13 protein-coding genes and 1 pseudogene are annotated in these 14,948 nt (G+C 61.9%); 10 read left to right on the top strand and 4 right to left on the bottom strand.

Annotation, left to right across the window (positions count from 1 at the left end; genetic code table 11):
* The first annotated feature begins 236 nt into the window (after positions 1-236).
* Positions 237-767, top strand: coding sequence for an FKBP-type peptidyl-prolyl cis-trans isomerase (locus tag AOT83_RS24755; protein WP_030097818.1), 531 nt, complete (start codon positions 237-239; stop codon positions 765-767).
* Between the two features lies 1 nt (position 768).
* On the opposite strand, the gene AOT83_RS24760 is transcribed toward AOT83_RS24755, so the two are convergent.
* Both AOT83_RS24760 and AOT83_RS24765 read right to left on the bottom strand, forming a co-directional pair.
* Positions 769-1,653 (bottom strand): hypothetical protein, encoded by an 885-nt coding sequence (locus tag AOT83_RS24760; RefSeq protein ID WP_057966463.1) that lies wholly within the window; start codon positions 1,651-1,653, stop codon positions 769-771.
* Positions 1,654-1,697: 44 nt separating this feature from the next.
* Positions 1,698-2,057, bottom strand: coding sequence for an Rv2640c family ArsR-like transcriptional regulator (locus AOT83_RS24765; RefSeq protein WP_030097820.1), 360 nt, complete (start codon positions 2,055-2,057; stop codon positions 1,698-1,700).
* Between the two features lie 101 nt (positions 2,058-2,158).
* Between AOT83_RS24765 and AOT83_RS24770 the strand changes: the two genes are divergently transcribed.
* The 4 genes and pseudogenes from AOT83_RS24770 to AOT83_RS24785 all read left to right on the top strand — a co-directional run bounded on the left by AOT83_RS24770 (position 2,159) and on the right by AOT83_RS24785 (position 5,442).
* Positions 2,159-2,590: an ArsI/CadI family heavy metal resistance metalloenzyme gene (locus AOT83_RS24770; RefSeq protein ID WP_030097821.1), complete on the top strand. Its 432-nt coding sequence runs from the start codon at positions 2,159-2,161 to the stop codon at positions 2,588-2,590.
* A complete protein-coding gene (gene arsB, locus AOT83_RS24775) occupies positions 2,587-3,678 on the top strand; it encodes an ACR3 family arsenite efflux transporter (protein ID WP_057966462.1) in 1,092 nt (363 codons plus the stop codon). The genes AOT83_RS24770 and arsB overlap by 4 nt, the downstream gene beginning before the upstream one ends.
* Positions 3,679-3,686: 8 nt before the next feature.
* A pseudogene (locus AOT83_RS24780) lies at positions 3,687-4,100 on the top strand (arsenate reductase ArsC); the annotation flags it as partial.
* Between the two features lie 358 nt (positions 4,101-4,458).
* Positions 4,459-5,442 (top strand): acyl-ACP desaturase, encoded by a 984-nt coding sequence (locus AOT83_RS24785; RefSeq protein ID WP_030097824.1) that lies wholly within the window; start codon positions 4,459-4,461, stop codon positions 5,440-5,442.
* A 6-nt stretch (positions 5,443-5,448) separates the two neighbouring features.
* Here AOT83_RS24785 and AOT83_RS24790 read toward each other — a convergent pair whose 3' ends face one another.
* Positions 5,449-6,315, bottom strand: a complete 867-nt coding sequence (locus AOT83_RS24790; RefSeq protein ID WP_057966355.1) for a formate/nitrite transporter family protein — start codon at positions 6,313-6,315, stop codon at positions 5,449-5,451.
* A gap of 178 nt (positions 6,316-6,493) precedes the next feature.
* Positions 6,494-10,582 (bottom strand): bifunctional nitrate reductase/sulfite reductase flavoprotein subunit alpha, encoded by a 4,089-nt coding sequence (locus AOT83_RS24795; RefSeq protein WP_057980055.1) that lies wholly within the window; start codon positions 10,580-10,582, stop codon positions 6,494-6,496.
* Between the two features lie 187 nt (positions 10,583-10,769).
* Here AOT83_RS24795 and AOT83_RS24800 point away from each other — a divergent pair, with 187 nt between their 5' ends.
* The 5 genes from AOT83_RS24800 (at position 10,770) to AOT83_RS24820 (ending at position 14,942) form a co-directional block, all read left to right on the top strand.
* On the top strand, positions 10,770-11,168 hold the full coding sequence (locus AOT83_RS24800; RefSeq protein ID WP_057966357.1) for a PPOX class F420-dependent oxidoreductase: 399 nt from the start codon (positions 10,770-10,772) through the stop codon (positions 11,166-11,168).
* A gap of 523 nt (positions 11,169-11,691) precedes the next feature.
* Positions 11,692-12,744 (top strand): acyltransferase, encoded by a 1,053-nt coding sequence (locus tag AOT83_RS24805; protein ID WP_057966358.1) that lies wholly within the window; start codon positions 11,692-11,694, stop codon positions 12,742-12,744.
* Positions 12,745-12,848: 104 nt separating this feature from the next.
* Positions 12,849-13,838, top strand: coding sequence for a phospholipase D-like domain-containing protein (locus AOT83_RS24810; protein ID WP_057966359.1), 990 nt, complete (start codon positions 12,849-12,851; stop codon positions 13,836-13,838).
* Positions 13,831-14,400, top strand: a complete 570-nt coding sequence (locus tag AOT83_RS24815; protein ID WP_057966360.1) for a chromate transporter — start codon at positions 13,831-13,833, stop codon at positions 14,398-14,400. The genes AOT83_RS24810 and AOT83_RS24815 overlap by 8 nt, the downstream gene beginning before the upstream one ends.
* Positions 14,397-14,942 carry a chromate transporter gene (locus tag AOT83_RS24820; protein WP_057966399.1) on the top strand — a complete coding sequence of 182 codons (546 nt, stop codon included), beginning with the start codon at positions 14,397-14,399 and terminating at the stop codon, positions 14,940-14,942. The genes AOT83_RS24815 and AOT83_RS24820 overlap by 4 nt, the downstream gene beginning before the upstream one ends.
* Positions 14,943-14,948: the final 6 nt, after the last annotated feature.

The following is a 14,948-nucleotide window of genomic DNA, read 5'->3' on the forward strand; positions in this document are numbered from 1 at the left end:
TTGACTCGGCAGCTCCAATCTGAAAGTTACTCGCGGACCGACGGGAGAAACGCACGATTGAGCGAGTTCGTCGAGGCATGCTGATGCCCGGGCAGGGCCGCCTCCCCTCGCGCTGCTTGGGCGCCATCGACTCGGCACTCGTAGGCGGTCACCGCGCAGCTGTTAGCGTGGCGACCGTGAACTCCTCGCGCGTGTACCCGTCCGTCGCACTTGCCGCCTGCGCCGCCTCATTCGTTGTGACGCTGGTTGCATGCGGCTCCGATACGGAGGCCAAGTCAGCACCTGCCGACCCGCCCGCCACGACCAGCGGATGCCCCACGGCAGCGCCGCAGGGCGCCGGCACACCTGAGTGGACGCTGGCGGGAAGCACCGGAAATGTCGCCGTCTCCGGCTCCACCGACACCGCGGCGCCGAGCGTCAACGTGACCGCCCCATTCAGCGTGGCCGAGACCCAGGTGCACACACTCCAGGCCGGATCCGGACCGATCGTCGGAGATCTGGCCACAGTGTCGGTCTGCTACATGGGCGTCAACGGACGTGACGGCTCCGTGTTCGACAGCGCCTACACGCGTGGCACACCGGCCCAGTTCCCGCTTAATGGAGTGGTACCAGGATTCAAGAAGGCCATCGCCGGGCAACATGTCGGCTCGACTGTTGCCGTCGCGATGGTCCCCGCCGACGGCTATCCGTCCGGGCAGCCCAGCGCCGGTATCCGTCCGGGCGACACACTCGTCTTCGCGATCAAGATTCTCAACGCATCAAACTGATTTAGCGCGCCAGCTCCGGTGCCGTCGACTGCGTGTTCTCGACGGCACCGAACGCGGCCACACTCACCGCCGAGACGACCGCAACCACGAACGCCAGGGCAACAAGCCAGCCCAATCCCGGGCGCGCGCCGTCGCCCAACAGCAGTACACCGGTCACACCGGGTATGACCGTCTCCCCCACCACCAATGCCGCAGCCGCGCCGTTCACCGAACCCACTTGCAGCGCAACGGTAAACAGGTAGAAGCCGCCCACCCCCGCAAGGATCACCGCGTAGGCAGCGGGATCGGACAGCAGGACCTTCACCCGTAGCGGATCGAGCCCGTCAAGCACTCTGACCGCGACAGACATTGCGCCATAAAGAATCCCGGCCAACAACCCCGCCGGGATCGCCGCGCGTGAGCCCAAGAGGCGAATGAGGCCCAGGCCGGTGAGCAGCACTGCCACCGATGCGACCAGCACACCCCAGTGAACCGATGGCGTCGCGGAATCCTCCCCACGAGGACCGGCGGTCAACGCCAGCACACATAGCGACAGCAATACGGCCGAGATGGCGAGCCAGTCCCGTCGTTGCAGCCGCACACCCAGTACGGCGATGCCGAGTACCGCGGTGACCGCCAGGTTCGCACTCATGATCGTTTGGGAGAGAAACAGTGGAATCAACCGCGCCGACACCAGGGTGCCCGCGAACCCGACGAGATCGAGAACCATCCCGGCGATGAATGCCGGCGTCAGCATCGCGGCAATTGTCGAACTCAGTGACGGTGCTCCGTTATCGGAGCGCCCGTGAACGTTCGTCGCGGATTGGCGGGCACCGTATCCCTGGAGGACAGATGCGGTTCCGTACCCCAGGCAGGCCAGCACGGCCGCCGCGATACCGATCAGCATGAACGAGCGCTATCACTGTGGGCTGTCGTCGACATCGGTCGATTCTATTGGCAGCAGCTGGGATCCAGGACCGTGCACAACGCGGTCAGCGCATCCGGAACCGGCCGGTGATAGACGTTCATTCCGCGGCGGTCCGATTCCACCAGCCCCGCCTTTCGCAGCTGATTCATGTGGTGACTGACGGTTGACTCGGTGAGTCCGAGGATGCCCGCGAGGTCACCGCTGATGATCTCTCCTGTGGGCGCGCCAAAGAGCTGGGACATGATCTTGACCCGTACCGGATCGGCGAGCGCCTTGAGCCGCAGCGCGACCTCCAGCGCCTGTTCGTCGCTCATCGGACCGGCCGCCACGGGTGCGCAGCACACGGGAGCGGTGGTATCTACCACGGGAAGAGCCTTGGGCATGCTTTCAGCATCCCGAATTCTTTGACATATGTCAAAGACATGGCACACTGAGCGCATCCAATAAGTTCGATGAATATCTCATTAGTTCCGGAGGTGAACCGGTGTCCCGCGTACAGCTGGCTCTCAACGTCAACGACCTCGATGCGTCAATCGACTTCTATTCAAAGCTTTTTGGTGTACAACCGGCCAAACGTAAGCCCGGATATGCCAACTTTGCGATCGATTCCCCACCGCTGAAGCTGGTGTTGTTGGAGAACCCGGGCCACGGCGGCACCATCAACCACCTCGGGGTACAGGTCGAATCCAGCGAGCAGGTCCACGCCGAGATCGGCCGATTGACTGATGCAGGCATGTTCACCGAGGAAGAGATCGGCACCACGTGTTGTTTCGCGACACAAGACAAGGTCTGGGTCACCGCACCTGATCGTGAAAAGTGGGAAATCTATACGGTTTTGGCGGATTCGGAAACATTCGGCACCAGTCCAGAACTCCTCGCCGAAGACAACGACTGCACCTGCGGGCCTCCCGAATGACTACACCCGCTGCACCGAGATTATCGATGCTGGACCGGTTTCTGCCGATGTGGATCGGACTCGCGATGGCGGCCGGGTTGCTGCTGGGTCGCTGGATCCCCGGGCTGAACAGTGTGCTGGAAAGAGTTCAGGTCGAAGGGATCTCGCTGCCTATCGCGGTCGGACTACTCATCATGATGTACCCGGTATTGGCCAAGGTGCGCTATGACCGCCTCGGTGCCGTCACCGCCGACCGCAAGCTGCTGATCGGCTCGCTGGTCTTGAACTGGGTGCTCGGCCCGGCGTTGATGTTCGCGCTCGCATGGCTACTACTACCGGATCTGCCCGAGTATCGCACCGGTCTGATCGTCGTCGGACTGGCGCGGTGCATCGCCATGGTGATCATCTGGAACGACCTTGCGTGCGGCGATCGGGATGCGGCGGCCATCCTCGTCGCGCTGAATTCTATGTTTCAGGTGCTCATGTTCGCGGCCCTGGGCTGGTTCTACCTATCCGTCCTGCCCGGTTGGCTGCATCTGCCGCAAACCGTCATCGCAACCTCGCCGTGGCAGATCGCCAAATCTGTACTCCTGTTCCTGGGGATCCCACTCGCGGCCGGATACTTCTCCCGCCGTATCGGCGAACAGGCCAAGGGACGCACCTGGTACGAAACCCGATTCCTGCCGATCATCGGCCCCTGGGCGCTATGGGGACTGCTGTTCACCATCGTGATCTTGTTCGCGCTCCAAGGCGCTCAGATATCTTCTCGGCCTTGGGATGTTGCACGTATCGCGGTGCCGCTACTCGCCTACTTCGCGATCATGTGGGGCGGCGGATACCTGCTCGGCGCTGCCCTGCGGCTGGGCTACCCACGCACCACCACGCTCGCGTTCACCGCCGCCGGTAACAACTTCGAACTGGCCATCGCTGTGGCGATCGCCACCTGGGGCGCCGCCTCCGGCCAGGCCCTAGCCGGTGTCGTCGGCCCCCTGATCGAAGTACCTGTGCTGGTCGCCCTCGTATACGTGTCCTTGGCGCTGCGGCGCCGCATTATGCATGCCCCTCAACCGGATTCGATCGGCACCGTAGGCCAGAAGGTGACCCAATGACCCAAGTCAAGCCCACTGTGCTCTTTCTGTGCACGCACAACGCGGGCCGCTCTCAGATGGCACTTGGATTCTTCACGCATCTAGCGGGCGACCGGGCGGTTGCCTGGTCGGGCGGCTCAGAGCCCGGAAAGGAAATCAACCCCGCCGCGGTCGCAGTCATGGCCGAGCTCGGCATCGATATCACCGGCGAGTACCCGAAACCGTGGACCGAAGAGATCGTGCGAGGAGCCGACGTCGTCGTCACCATGGGCTGCGGTGACACCTGCCCGTACTTCCCCGGGAAACGTTACGAAAACTGGGAGCTGGCCGATCCTGCCGGCCGGCCCCTGGAAGCGGTGCGCCCGATCCGGGACGACATCGAACAACGGGTCCGCCACCTACTCACCGAACTCGGACTCGGTCAGCGAACAGCGGAAGCATGACCGCCTCAGGAGTCGGCCAACCGAATCCGTATGAACCAAACCCGTGGGCACTAGCCCCTTCCATGGTGATACTTGGCCAGAGAGCACCGCTCCCCTTTGGATCGACTGGATAGTGGCGAGATGAAAGTGGCTGACAACCAGCAACTTGCGATGAATGGGATCGCATTCGGCCGACACCGTGTGCGAACACGCGCCTGCGTCGGCCAATCATGGGCGCGATCACGGAATGCTCTCAATTAGACGAGTAATCGCTGTACATACCTGCGGGGCGTCCAGGCATGCTAAATTTCTGTAACTGCTGGATACGGGTACTGCTAGTTGCGGTTTCTGTCTGGCCCCCCACTACGAGGAAGTATTCATGCAGAAGGCCTTCACCGACCTGGAGCTGCTCCATGAGCTTGAGCCCGTGGTCGAGGAGAATGTCCATCGCCACCTCGGCGTCACCAAGGACTGGAACCCGCATGACTATGTCCCCTGGTCAGAGGGCAAAAACTACAAGGCCCTAGGCGGCCAGGACTGGGATCCTGAGCAGTCCAAGCTCTCCGAGCTGGCCAAGATCGCCATGATCACCAACCTGCTCACCGAGGACAACCTGCCCTCGTATCACCGCGAGATCGCCATGAACTTCACCATGGACGGACCGTGGGGCACCTGGGTGAACCGGTGGACCGCCGAGGAAAACCGCCACGGCATCGCCATCCGCGACTACCTGGTGGTGACCCGCTCGGTGGACCCGATCGAACTCGAGAAGCTGCGCATCGCGCAGATGACCAGCGGCTTCTCCCCCGGCCAGAACCGCCAGAACATACCGTTCTCCGAGAGCCTGTTCGACTCGGTGGTGTACGTGACCTTCCAGGAGCTGGCCACCCGCGTCTCGCACCGCAACACCGGCAAGGCCTGCGCCGAGCCCATCGCCGATGAGCTGCTCAAGCGCATCTCCACCGACGAGAACCTGCACATGATCTTCTACCGCAACATGGTGACGGCCGGCCTGGAGATCGCCCCGAACCAAGCGGTCAAGGCTGTCCACAAGGTTCTCGACAACTTCACGATGCCCGGCTACACGATCCCCGGCTTCCGCCGTAACGCGGTCACCATCGCCACCGGCGGCGTCTACGACCCGCAGTCTCACCTCGATGAGGTGGTGCTGCCGGTGCTGCGCAAGTGGCGCATCTTCGAGCGTGACGACATCAACGGCGAAGCCGAGTGGTACCGCGAGGACCTGGCCCGCATCGTCGGCGATCTCAGGAAGACCTCCGAGGACTTCGAGGAAGTCAAGGCCAAGTACCTGGAGCGCCAGGCCAAACGCGCCGAACGCAACGCCGCCAAAGTGCTCGTATAGACGGGATTACGCGTTCGCTACCGCGCTGCCCTGTGTGGTTGACGAAGCGTTGCGCTTCGGCGCCGTGCGATAGTGCGTCAGATAAATCATTACGCCGGTGAAGAACAGCCCGCCGACCAAATTGCCTAGTGCGGTGGGAAATTCGTTCCACAAGAAGTAGTCGGCCCAGGTGAAGTCGGCGCCCAGCAGAATGCCGATCGGAAACAGGAACATGTTCACCACGGAATGCTCGAATCCCATCGCGAAGAACAGCATGATCGGCATCCACATCACCAGAACCTTGCCGACGACGTCCTTGGCCAGCAGCGCGCCCACCACACCCGTGGAGACCATCCAGTTGCACAGCATGCCCCGCACGAAAACGGTGAGCCATCCGGCGGCGCCGTGATCGGCGTACCCGAGCGTGCGGTCGGATCCTATGTGCGCGAGTTTTTGTCCGTACGCGGCGAACTGATTGCCCGCATCATTGATCGACACATCGAAGCCGTACGTGATGTACACCGCCATGAGTACCGCGACCGTCAACGCACCGGCAAAGTTTCCCAGTAACACCAGCACCCAGTTCCGCAGAACCCCAACGGTTGTCACGCCCGGCCGCTTGGCCAGATAGGCCAATGGCGCCAGCACGAACACACCGGTGAGCAGGTCGTAGCCCAGGAGGTAGAGCAGACAGAAACCCACCGGGAACAATGCCGCGCCCAGAATCGGAGACCCGGTGTCGACGGTCACTTTGACTGCGAAGGCAGCGGCCAGTGTGAGCATCGCACCGGCCATGTACGCACGAATCAGGGTGTCCCGGGTCGACATGAAGATCTTCGACTCGCCGGCATCGATCAGCGCTTGGGCCAGCTCGGGCGGTTTCACGTACGTCAACGGTGGCTCCTTCAACTTTGGCGTCAGCGCAAGGCGGTCTGAGCACCGTACAAATCCGGTGTTTCATCGACCGGCTCTCACTTGTCGTCGGGATGACAAGGTTCTCTCCGCCGCCTGTATCGTCACCGTGAGAAGTGCTGTACACCTATGATTCTCGGTCAGATGTGTCAAGTCGGGTCTAGTAGACGTCTCGCAAATACCGCTTACTGGCGACCAGTTCGCGCTTGTAATCGTGGGCACCCTCGGCCGAGAGCCTGCCATGTTTTTCAATAATTGATGTCAGTGCGGCGTCGACGTCTTTGGCCATCCGGGATGCGTCGCCGCACACATACAGGTGGGCGCCGTCTTGCAGCCATGCCCAGAGCTCGGCGCCTTTGTCCACCATCTTGTGCTGCACATAGACCCTGTCCTTCTGGTCGCGAGAGAAGGCGACGTCAAGCTTGGACAGAAAGCCGTCATCGGCCATGGTGGACAGATCGTCTTGATAGTAAAAGTGTTGGGCCGCATGCTGGTCGCCGAAGAAGAGCCAGTTACGGCCGGTGTGGCCGAGCGCGCGACGCTCATGCAGGAATCCGCGAAACGGTGCGATCCCGGTTCCCGGGCCAATCATGATCATCGGAGTCCGCGACTCCTCCGGGGGCCGGAAATGCGGGGACTTCTGCAGAAACACGGGTACTGGTGTGTCATCGGCGCGGTCGGCAAGGAACGTCGAGCACACACCCCCTCGTTCGGCGCCGCCAGTCCCCCGGTACCGGACCACGGAGACCGTCAACTGAACCTCATGCGGGCTGACCAGAGGGCTGGACGAAATCGAATAGCAGCGGGGGGTCAACCGCACCAATACGTCCTGCCACTGCTCGGCGGAGGCGCGTACCGGAAACTCCTGCACGACGTCCACGCCGCTTCGGCCAATCACCCATGACGCAAGGTTCTTTCGTGCCTCTCGGAGGTCCTTGGCCGCTGCCGTGTTGGTGGTGTTGTCGGCGAGGAAGCTCAGCAGATTCGGGGTTATCCGCCCGATGTCGTAGGAGTACGTCAGCGCATCGCGCAGGGTCCGTTCTGTACCGTCGACCTCGACGATTTCGTCGGCATGCAGCCCCGTGCCGGAGAGCCAGGCGTCGACGGCGCTGTCGCAGTTGGTCGGGCAGACCCCGAGTGCATCGCCGACGCTGTACGCCACGCCATGCTCGGAGATGTCAAACCCGAAATGTCGCACCTCTTTTGAGGAGGAACGCGGTGTCAGCACGGTGTTACGAGTCAAACGGGCCGCGACGGGACTGTTGCGGGTGAACGGTTCGGGTGCGCCAGTCCTCGAAGGCCGGGGGCTCGCGACGGGGACCGCCGCCGGGGCGACCGGCTCCTCCTGGGTCGTGATCAGATCCGTCACCTGACGTGCCCATTGCGCCAGGGGCTCGTCATCGTAGATCTCGCAGTCGAGCCGGTCTATCAAACGTACCGCGCCCAGACTTGCCAATCGTTCGTCGATGGATTTGGCGTGCCCGCAGAAGTTCTCGTACGCACGATCACCAATTCCCAAGACCGCGAATCGGATCCCGGTCAACTGCGCATCCGATGCATGCAGGCGGTCCCAGAAGTCGGCGCCGTTATCGGGAGGGCCGCCGTCTCCGAACGTGCTCGTGACGACCAGGACGTCGGTGGCGCTGGCGAGATCACCTATCCCGCAGTCATCCATGTTGATGATCCGTGGCGGCGCACCCGTGGAACTCAGCTGTGCCGCAAGGTTGGTGGCATAGTCCTCGGCATTGCCCGTCTGGGATGCCCACAGCACCAAGGGCGTCGGCCGTGCGGCGGGTAGCGGTGCGCCGACCGGGCCTGGCGCCGAATCGACGGTGCGGGAGTACATGCCCGCCAACGCTCCGTCGACCCAGAGCCGGACCAGATCACTAACGGGCGCCCCCGCGGGCAAGACGGGAACTCCCTCCCCTCCTCGCTCCAGAGTGGTGAAAAACCCAGCCAGGTAGGCCTGTTCGCTCTCGACCAGATCGGGCACGGGCTGCGATGCCAGGCCGAGCGCTTCTGCGACGGGGTGCATGGATGTTGCCTCCGGTCGATCGGGTTGCTGGACGACCGCGATGGGGCGCATCCTGACCGCACACACTTTCAGCTCAGGCTGCAGCGAGTCGGGGTCCACGGCATCGCTCGTGAGTGCGTTGATAGCGAGGTACTCGCCGTGCTCGTCGTTCCAATGAAAGGGCACAAAGCAGTTGCCTGGCCGCACACGGTCGGTGATGAGCGCGGGCAGCACAGCGCGCCCGCGCCGCGAGTGCAATTCGATCGGTTGGCGGTCAGCGATGCCCAGTTCGGCGGCGTCCTCGGGATGGATTTCGACGAAGGGGTCACTGTTGAGCTTGTTGAGCTTAGCCACCTGCCCCGTCTTGGTCATGGTGTGCCATTGATGTTGCAGGCGGCCCGTGTTCAAGATGAACGGGTAGTCGTCGTCGGGCAGCTCGCGCGCATCCATGTGCGGGCGTGGGTGAAAGACCGCTCGGCGCGACGGGGTCGCGAACGCCAACCGCGGTTGATGTCCGGCAGCGTCGACGAAAAGACTCTGGCTGACACCGTCGTTCAGGTAGCGAATCGGGTGCCGATCGTTCGCATCGTCTGGGGGGCACGGCCATTGCAATGGAGTCTCGCGCAGGCGCTCGTAGCTAGCGCCGCGAAGGTCGTAGCCCGTCTTTGGATTCCAGAACCGGCGAATCTCGTCGAACACCTCCTCACTAGACGAATAGCTGAACTGCTCACCAAATCCCATGGCGGTGGCGACTTGGCAGATCAACTGCCAATCGGGTCGGGATTCACCCATCGGGCCGATCGACTGCTGGAGCAAGGTGAGGTTGCGTTCCGAATTGATCATCACCGCGTCGGCTTCTGCCCACAAGGTGGCGGGCAGGACGATATCCGCGTAGCGGTTTGTGGCCGTGGCCGCGTAGGTGTCCTGGGTAATGACCAGTTCGGCGGTCTCCAGCCCGGTGATCGTGGTGCCCCGATTTGCCACTGTTGCAACAGGATTAGTGCAGATGATCCAGCACGCCTTGATATTGCCCGCCGCCATGCTGTCGAACATCGCGATAGTTCCCGGGCCCACCTCGGTTCGGATGGTCTGCGGCGCCAGGCTCCACTGCTGTTCCACGAACGCTCGGTCGTCGGCGCTGACCACGGATCGCTGGCCGGGCAGGCCCGGACCCATGTAGCCCATCTCCCGACCACCCATGGCGTTCGGTTGACCGGTCAGCGACATGGGGCCACTTCCCGGACGGCAAATCGCGCCGGTCGCGAGATGAAGATTGCAGATCGCGTTGGTGTTCCAGGTGCCGTGCGTGCTCTGGTTCAAACCCATGGTCCAGCACGTCATCCACTCGCCGGCCTGCCCGATCATGGCGGCGGCAGCACGGATATCGGCTTCGGGGATACCGGTGATCTCGGCTACCACCGCGGGCGGATAGTCGGCCAGGAACTCGGGCATTGCCGCCCAGCCTTCGGTGTGTTCGGCGATGAACTCCTCATCGATATCGCCGGACTTCACCAGAAGATGAAGCAATCCATTGAGAAGCGCCAGATCAGTACCGGGGTTGATCTGCAGGAACAAGTCGGCTTTGTCGGCGGTCGCGGTGCGCCGCGGGTCCACGACGATCAATTTCGCGCCGGCCTTCAACCGGTCGGCCATCCGAAGAAACAGAATGGGGTGGCAATCAGCCATGTTTGCGCCGATGACGAAAAACACATCAGCGCTGTCGAAGTCGGTGTACGAACCCGGTGGGCCGTCCGCTCCGAGCGACTGTTTGTATCCGGTCCCGGCGCTCGCCATGCAAAGTCGTGAATTGGACTCGATGTGCACGGTACGGATGAATCCCTTGGCCAGCTTATTGGCCAGGTACTGTGCTTCGATCGACATCTGACCTGATACGTACAGCGCGATCGCATCGGGCCCGTGCTCGTCGAGTATCGAACGCAGCCTCTGCCCAGCTTCGGTCACTGCGATATCCACCGGCGTCTCGACAAGCTCCGCACCACGGGAGGGCCGGACCAGCGCGGTCTTCAGACGACCGTCGACCGCCTCCATCAACTCGGCGTGGGTGGCCCCCTTGGTGCACAGGCGGCCGAAATTGGTCGGGTGAAGCTTGTCGCCCGACACCCGTGCGATAACCGTGCCCCCAGGACCGGGCTTCGTCTGGACCTCGATACCGCAGCCCACACCGCAGTACGAGCACGCGGTACGCGTCGTACCCATCTCCCCTGGAGTGGCCATGTCACCACAGTGACTGGGATGTGTTTCCCCATCGTTTCCGTGGACATTATGGAAAAGAAAAACCCACCTCACAGTGCGGCCAACGCTCCTGTAAGCCTCGGCCGACCGCTCGGGGCCGGAGGCGCCCAGTGCGATCGGGCGTCGTCTGCGACAGAATCGGGTGGACTGGCCGAGGAGAGGACAACGAATGACGGATTGGGATGTGGTCGGCCGGGCGAACTATGTGTCGTTGACGAGCTACCGCAAAGACGGTGCGGCGGTATCCACGCCGGTCTGGATTGCTCCCGCCGATGGCAAGCTCTACTTCTTCTCGGAGGTCGCGGCGTACAAGATCAGACGTATTCGGCGCAACCCAGCGGTGACGTTGCAGCCCTGCGGTATTCGAGGGCAGCTCATCCCCGATGCACCGGTGGTCGCGGGCACCGCGCGCGTCCTGGACTTCGATGACACTCGCAGGGTCCGCAAGATCGTCAATCAGAAGTACTGGCTGTTGGGGCCGTTGAGTGAGTTTGGAGTCTGGATTACCCGTCGTCAGCAGGCATCGGTGGCCATCGAGATCTCCCCGGCCCCGAGGCCTCGTAGCTGAGCTACGCGTTTATCTGAACTCCTGTTCCACTCAAGCGGCAAAAGCGCTGTATCCAAACTCCGTCGGTACGCAGCGTGCGGATAAGCAATGTTGAGCAGCGTGGCCAAGCAAATCTCTTCTACGAATAGTTATTGCGGCGGGCCCCGAACGCGACCACATTCGGTCGCCGCGACGCATCACTATGCTTCTCAACCCTCCGGATACCGCTTTGCGATAGCTCGATAGCAATGAATCAATGCGTACCGCGAGATTCTTGCCGCTTGCCCTCACCGTGGTGAGCCCAAACAGACATATCCGCTGCTATCGGCCATCGCGCACCGCTGCGGACGCAAGCAGGTAAAGCGTGATGTGGAACCAATGGAATTCGCTCGTTCGATCTCAGAGAAGCCGGAACAATTCGCAAACAACTTGAGCACTTGCGGTCTGAAGATTCATCCCGCGAGGTAAGCCGGGTGCCACTCGGGATTGTGCAGTATGTTCATTCGCAAAAGTAAACACACAGCATCGGCGCCTCGGGGAATTTATGAAGCTTGAGCAGGTATTTGATCGACAGCACAATGCGCTGACGCTGTGGCGTCTCATTCTCGCGATCGGCGTGGTCTTCTACCATTCCTGGCCCCTTACCGGCCGCGAGATTGCCTACGAGCCGATCGTGCGGCTGCTCAGCAATATTTTTGCCGACGGATTCTTTGCCATCTCAGGTTTCCTCATCACTGCCGCGTGGATGCGTCGCCCGTACCTGAAGGAGTATTGGGCCTCACGCGTTTTGCGTATTTTCCCCGCACTATGGGTGTGTCTGCTCGTAATCGCCTTCGTGATCGCTCCGATCACGGCCAAGGTCCAGAACACGCCGATTTCGTTATCGGCAGAGCTCGGATACGTCATCAACAACGCGCTGCTCAACGTGGCCTACATCGGTATCGACGGCACTCCCGCCGACGTGCCGTTTCCCGGGGTCTGGAACGGATCTATCTGGACTCTTTTCTTCGTCCTGCTCTGTGACGTAATGGTCTCCGTCCTTGGCTTCTTGGGACTTCTGAAGCGCCGTTGGGTTATTCCCACTCTGTTCGTCTTGGCGACAGTCTGGGCGGCTTACGTCTCCTACACCCCGCCGATGTTCAGCTGGCCACAGATGCTGGCCCGGTTCTTCGTCGTTTTCCTCGCGGGCGCGATGTTCTACCAGTACCAGGACCGGATACCGGCCCGCTGGTCCTTGGTCGTGCTCAGCGCCGCCATTGTCATGGCGTCCGGATTTACCCAGAACTATCGAGTCATCGGTGCCCTACCCCTGGCGTACGCCATCATCGTTTCGGGTGCGCTGATCCGTAGAGCTCGGCTGCGCAACGATCTTTCGTATGGCGTGTACATCTACGCATTCCCTATCCAACAGATGCTTGCCAGCTTCTGGCTTGTCCGCTTGAACCCTGTTGTGTTCTTCGTCATCGCCACGGCGGCCACCTTGCCGGTAGCCGCATCGAGTTGGTTCGTGGTGGAAAAGCGGGCCACCGAGCTCAAAACCCGGATCTTCCGCAGGTCCCCCACACCGGCCGCGGCGCAACGGCCGGTGACGCCGTAACGGCGCCACCAGTTGCATTGGGGTTCAATGAGGTTGCCAGCCGGATCGAAGTGTTCATGTGAATGGCAGACCACTGCGCGATCTTGGTGCTAGCTTCTGCTCTTGTGTCTCCCTTCGCGCCTCGCCTCATCGTCGAGCCGGACGACGGCCTGGAACCGGTTCGTCAGTTCATTGAGAGCGCAGAAACATCGCTTCTCATCAAACAATTCACTTTCACCGAGGAAGGCTTGATCGACGCCGTCATCGCGCGGCGTCAGGCGGGTGTCGACATTCGGGTGATGCTCAACCCGCAGCGATCCGGGGGCGATCGCGCCAACGACGACACCTTCGGCAGGCTCACCACGGCCGGGGTGAACGTCGCCTGGTCTAGTCCGAAATTCTATGTGACGCACGAGAAATCGATAGTCGTCGATGGCAGGGCCGCACTGGTGGCCACCTTCAACCTATGCGAGAAATACTTCACGCGGACACGCGACTACGGCGTCATTACGGTCGTGCCCAGTCATGTGAAACAGATCGTCGAAGTGTTCGAGGCCGACTGGGAACACCGCGACTGGGTACCTTCACTCTTCGACGGCCTGCTGTGGAGTAATGCGAACTCCCGGTATCACATGGCGGAGTTCATCGACGCGGCTGAGCAGAGGCTCGACATCCAACATCCGAAGTATGTCGACGCTGTGATCTTGGACCGTGTCGCCGCGGCAGTAGACCGGGGTGTCAGGGTGCGCGTGCTGTGCGGGGGCAGGCACGGCATCAGTGAATGGGACATTCTGGACACGTTCGCATCGCTGCGGACATTGCGTCGCATCGGAGTGAAGGTGCACAAGCAGAAGAATCTGAGGGTGCACGCCAAGCTACTCATCATCGACAACAACCGGGCTCTGGTGGGCTCGATGAACATCGACCGCAGCGCCTTCGACCTGCGTCGTGAACTTGGGATCACGATCACCGACCCACCCGTGGTCGCCCGGCTGAAAGACGTCTTCGACACCGACTGGGATCTCTCCCATCAGTACGATCCGCCCGATCCGCTGGATTCACGTCAACACTATGAGGACGACTTCCCACACGATCCGGAACTCATGCATGAGTAGCGGTGACAACGATCCCCCATTGCCGCGGGTGTCCCTGTTTCGCTTGGCGTGGACGTTCAACCACATAGCGCTGGCCTCGTTCGGAGGTGGTTTGTCGGCGTGGTCGCGTGAGGTGCTTGTCGTCGAAAGGAAGTGGCTGGGCGAGGAAGAATTCCTGTCCGCGATGACGATGTGCCGAATCCTGCCGGGCGCCAACCAGATCAACATGGCCGTATTCGTTGGCACCAAGATGCGCGGTGCACTGGGCGCCATCGCGGCCGTCGTCGGGCTCTGCCTGATACCGCTGGTTCTGGTGTTAACGGTGTCGTACTTCTACTTTCGCTTCAAAGAGATACCCGCCGTCAAGGGCGTACTGCATGGCGCTTCCGCCGCCGCCGTAGCGCTCACCCTGGCGATGGTGATCAAGACCGGACAGAAGTGCCTCACCAGCCTGATCCCGGTGCTCCTGTTCGCCGCCAGCTTCGCGCTCAACGGGCTGATGCGCTGGCCCCTGCTGGCGACACTCGCACTCCTTGCCCCGCTGGCCCTCTTCTGGGCGTGGCCCAGGAAGGCGGCCGCGTGAACACCTACTGGCAGCTGGTGGTGTTGTTCGGATCGCTGTCACTGATGTCCATCGGCGGCGGTAATGCGGTGCTGCCGGAAATGCACCTACGCTCAGTGCGCGACGAACACTGGTTGACCAATTCGCAATTCGCCGACATCTTCTCGATCTCCCAGACCACACCTGGTCCCAGCATTCTGATCGTGGCGATGGTCGGGTATGCCGCAGGCCTTCCTGTCGGTGGCATCGCGGGAGGCATCCTCGGCGGTGTTATCGCGACGGTCGCCATGGTGTTTCCCGCCGCATCCCTGGTGTATGCGGTAACGCGGTTCTGGCAGCGGGCACAGAAGTCGAAATGGCGCACCGCCGTTGAGAGGGGCTTGGCGCCGCTGACAGTCGGGCTCATCCTGGCGACCTCCCTGGTGATGAGCCGAGCCGCGGATCACGACTGGCGTGCCTACACAGTCACCGGAATCTGCACCCTGATCTTCGTCTTTACGAAGACAAATCCGTTGATCGTGGTCGCCACGGCCGGAGTGCTCGGCTATCTAGGTCTTGTCTAGTACCAG

The organism is Mycobacteroides sp. H001 (assembly GCF_001440005.1).
Classification (GTDB): Bacteria; Actinomycetota; Actinomycetes; order Mycobacteriales; family Mycobacteriaceae; genus Mycobacterium; species Mycobacterium gwanakae.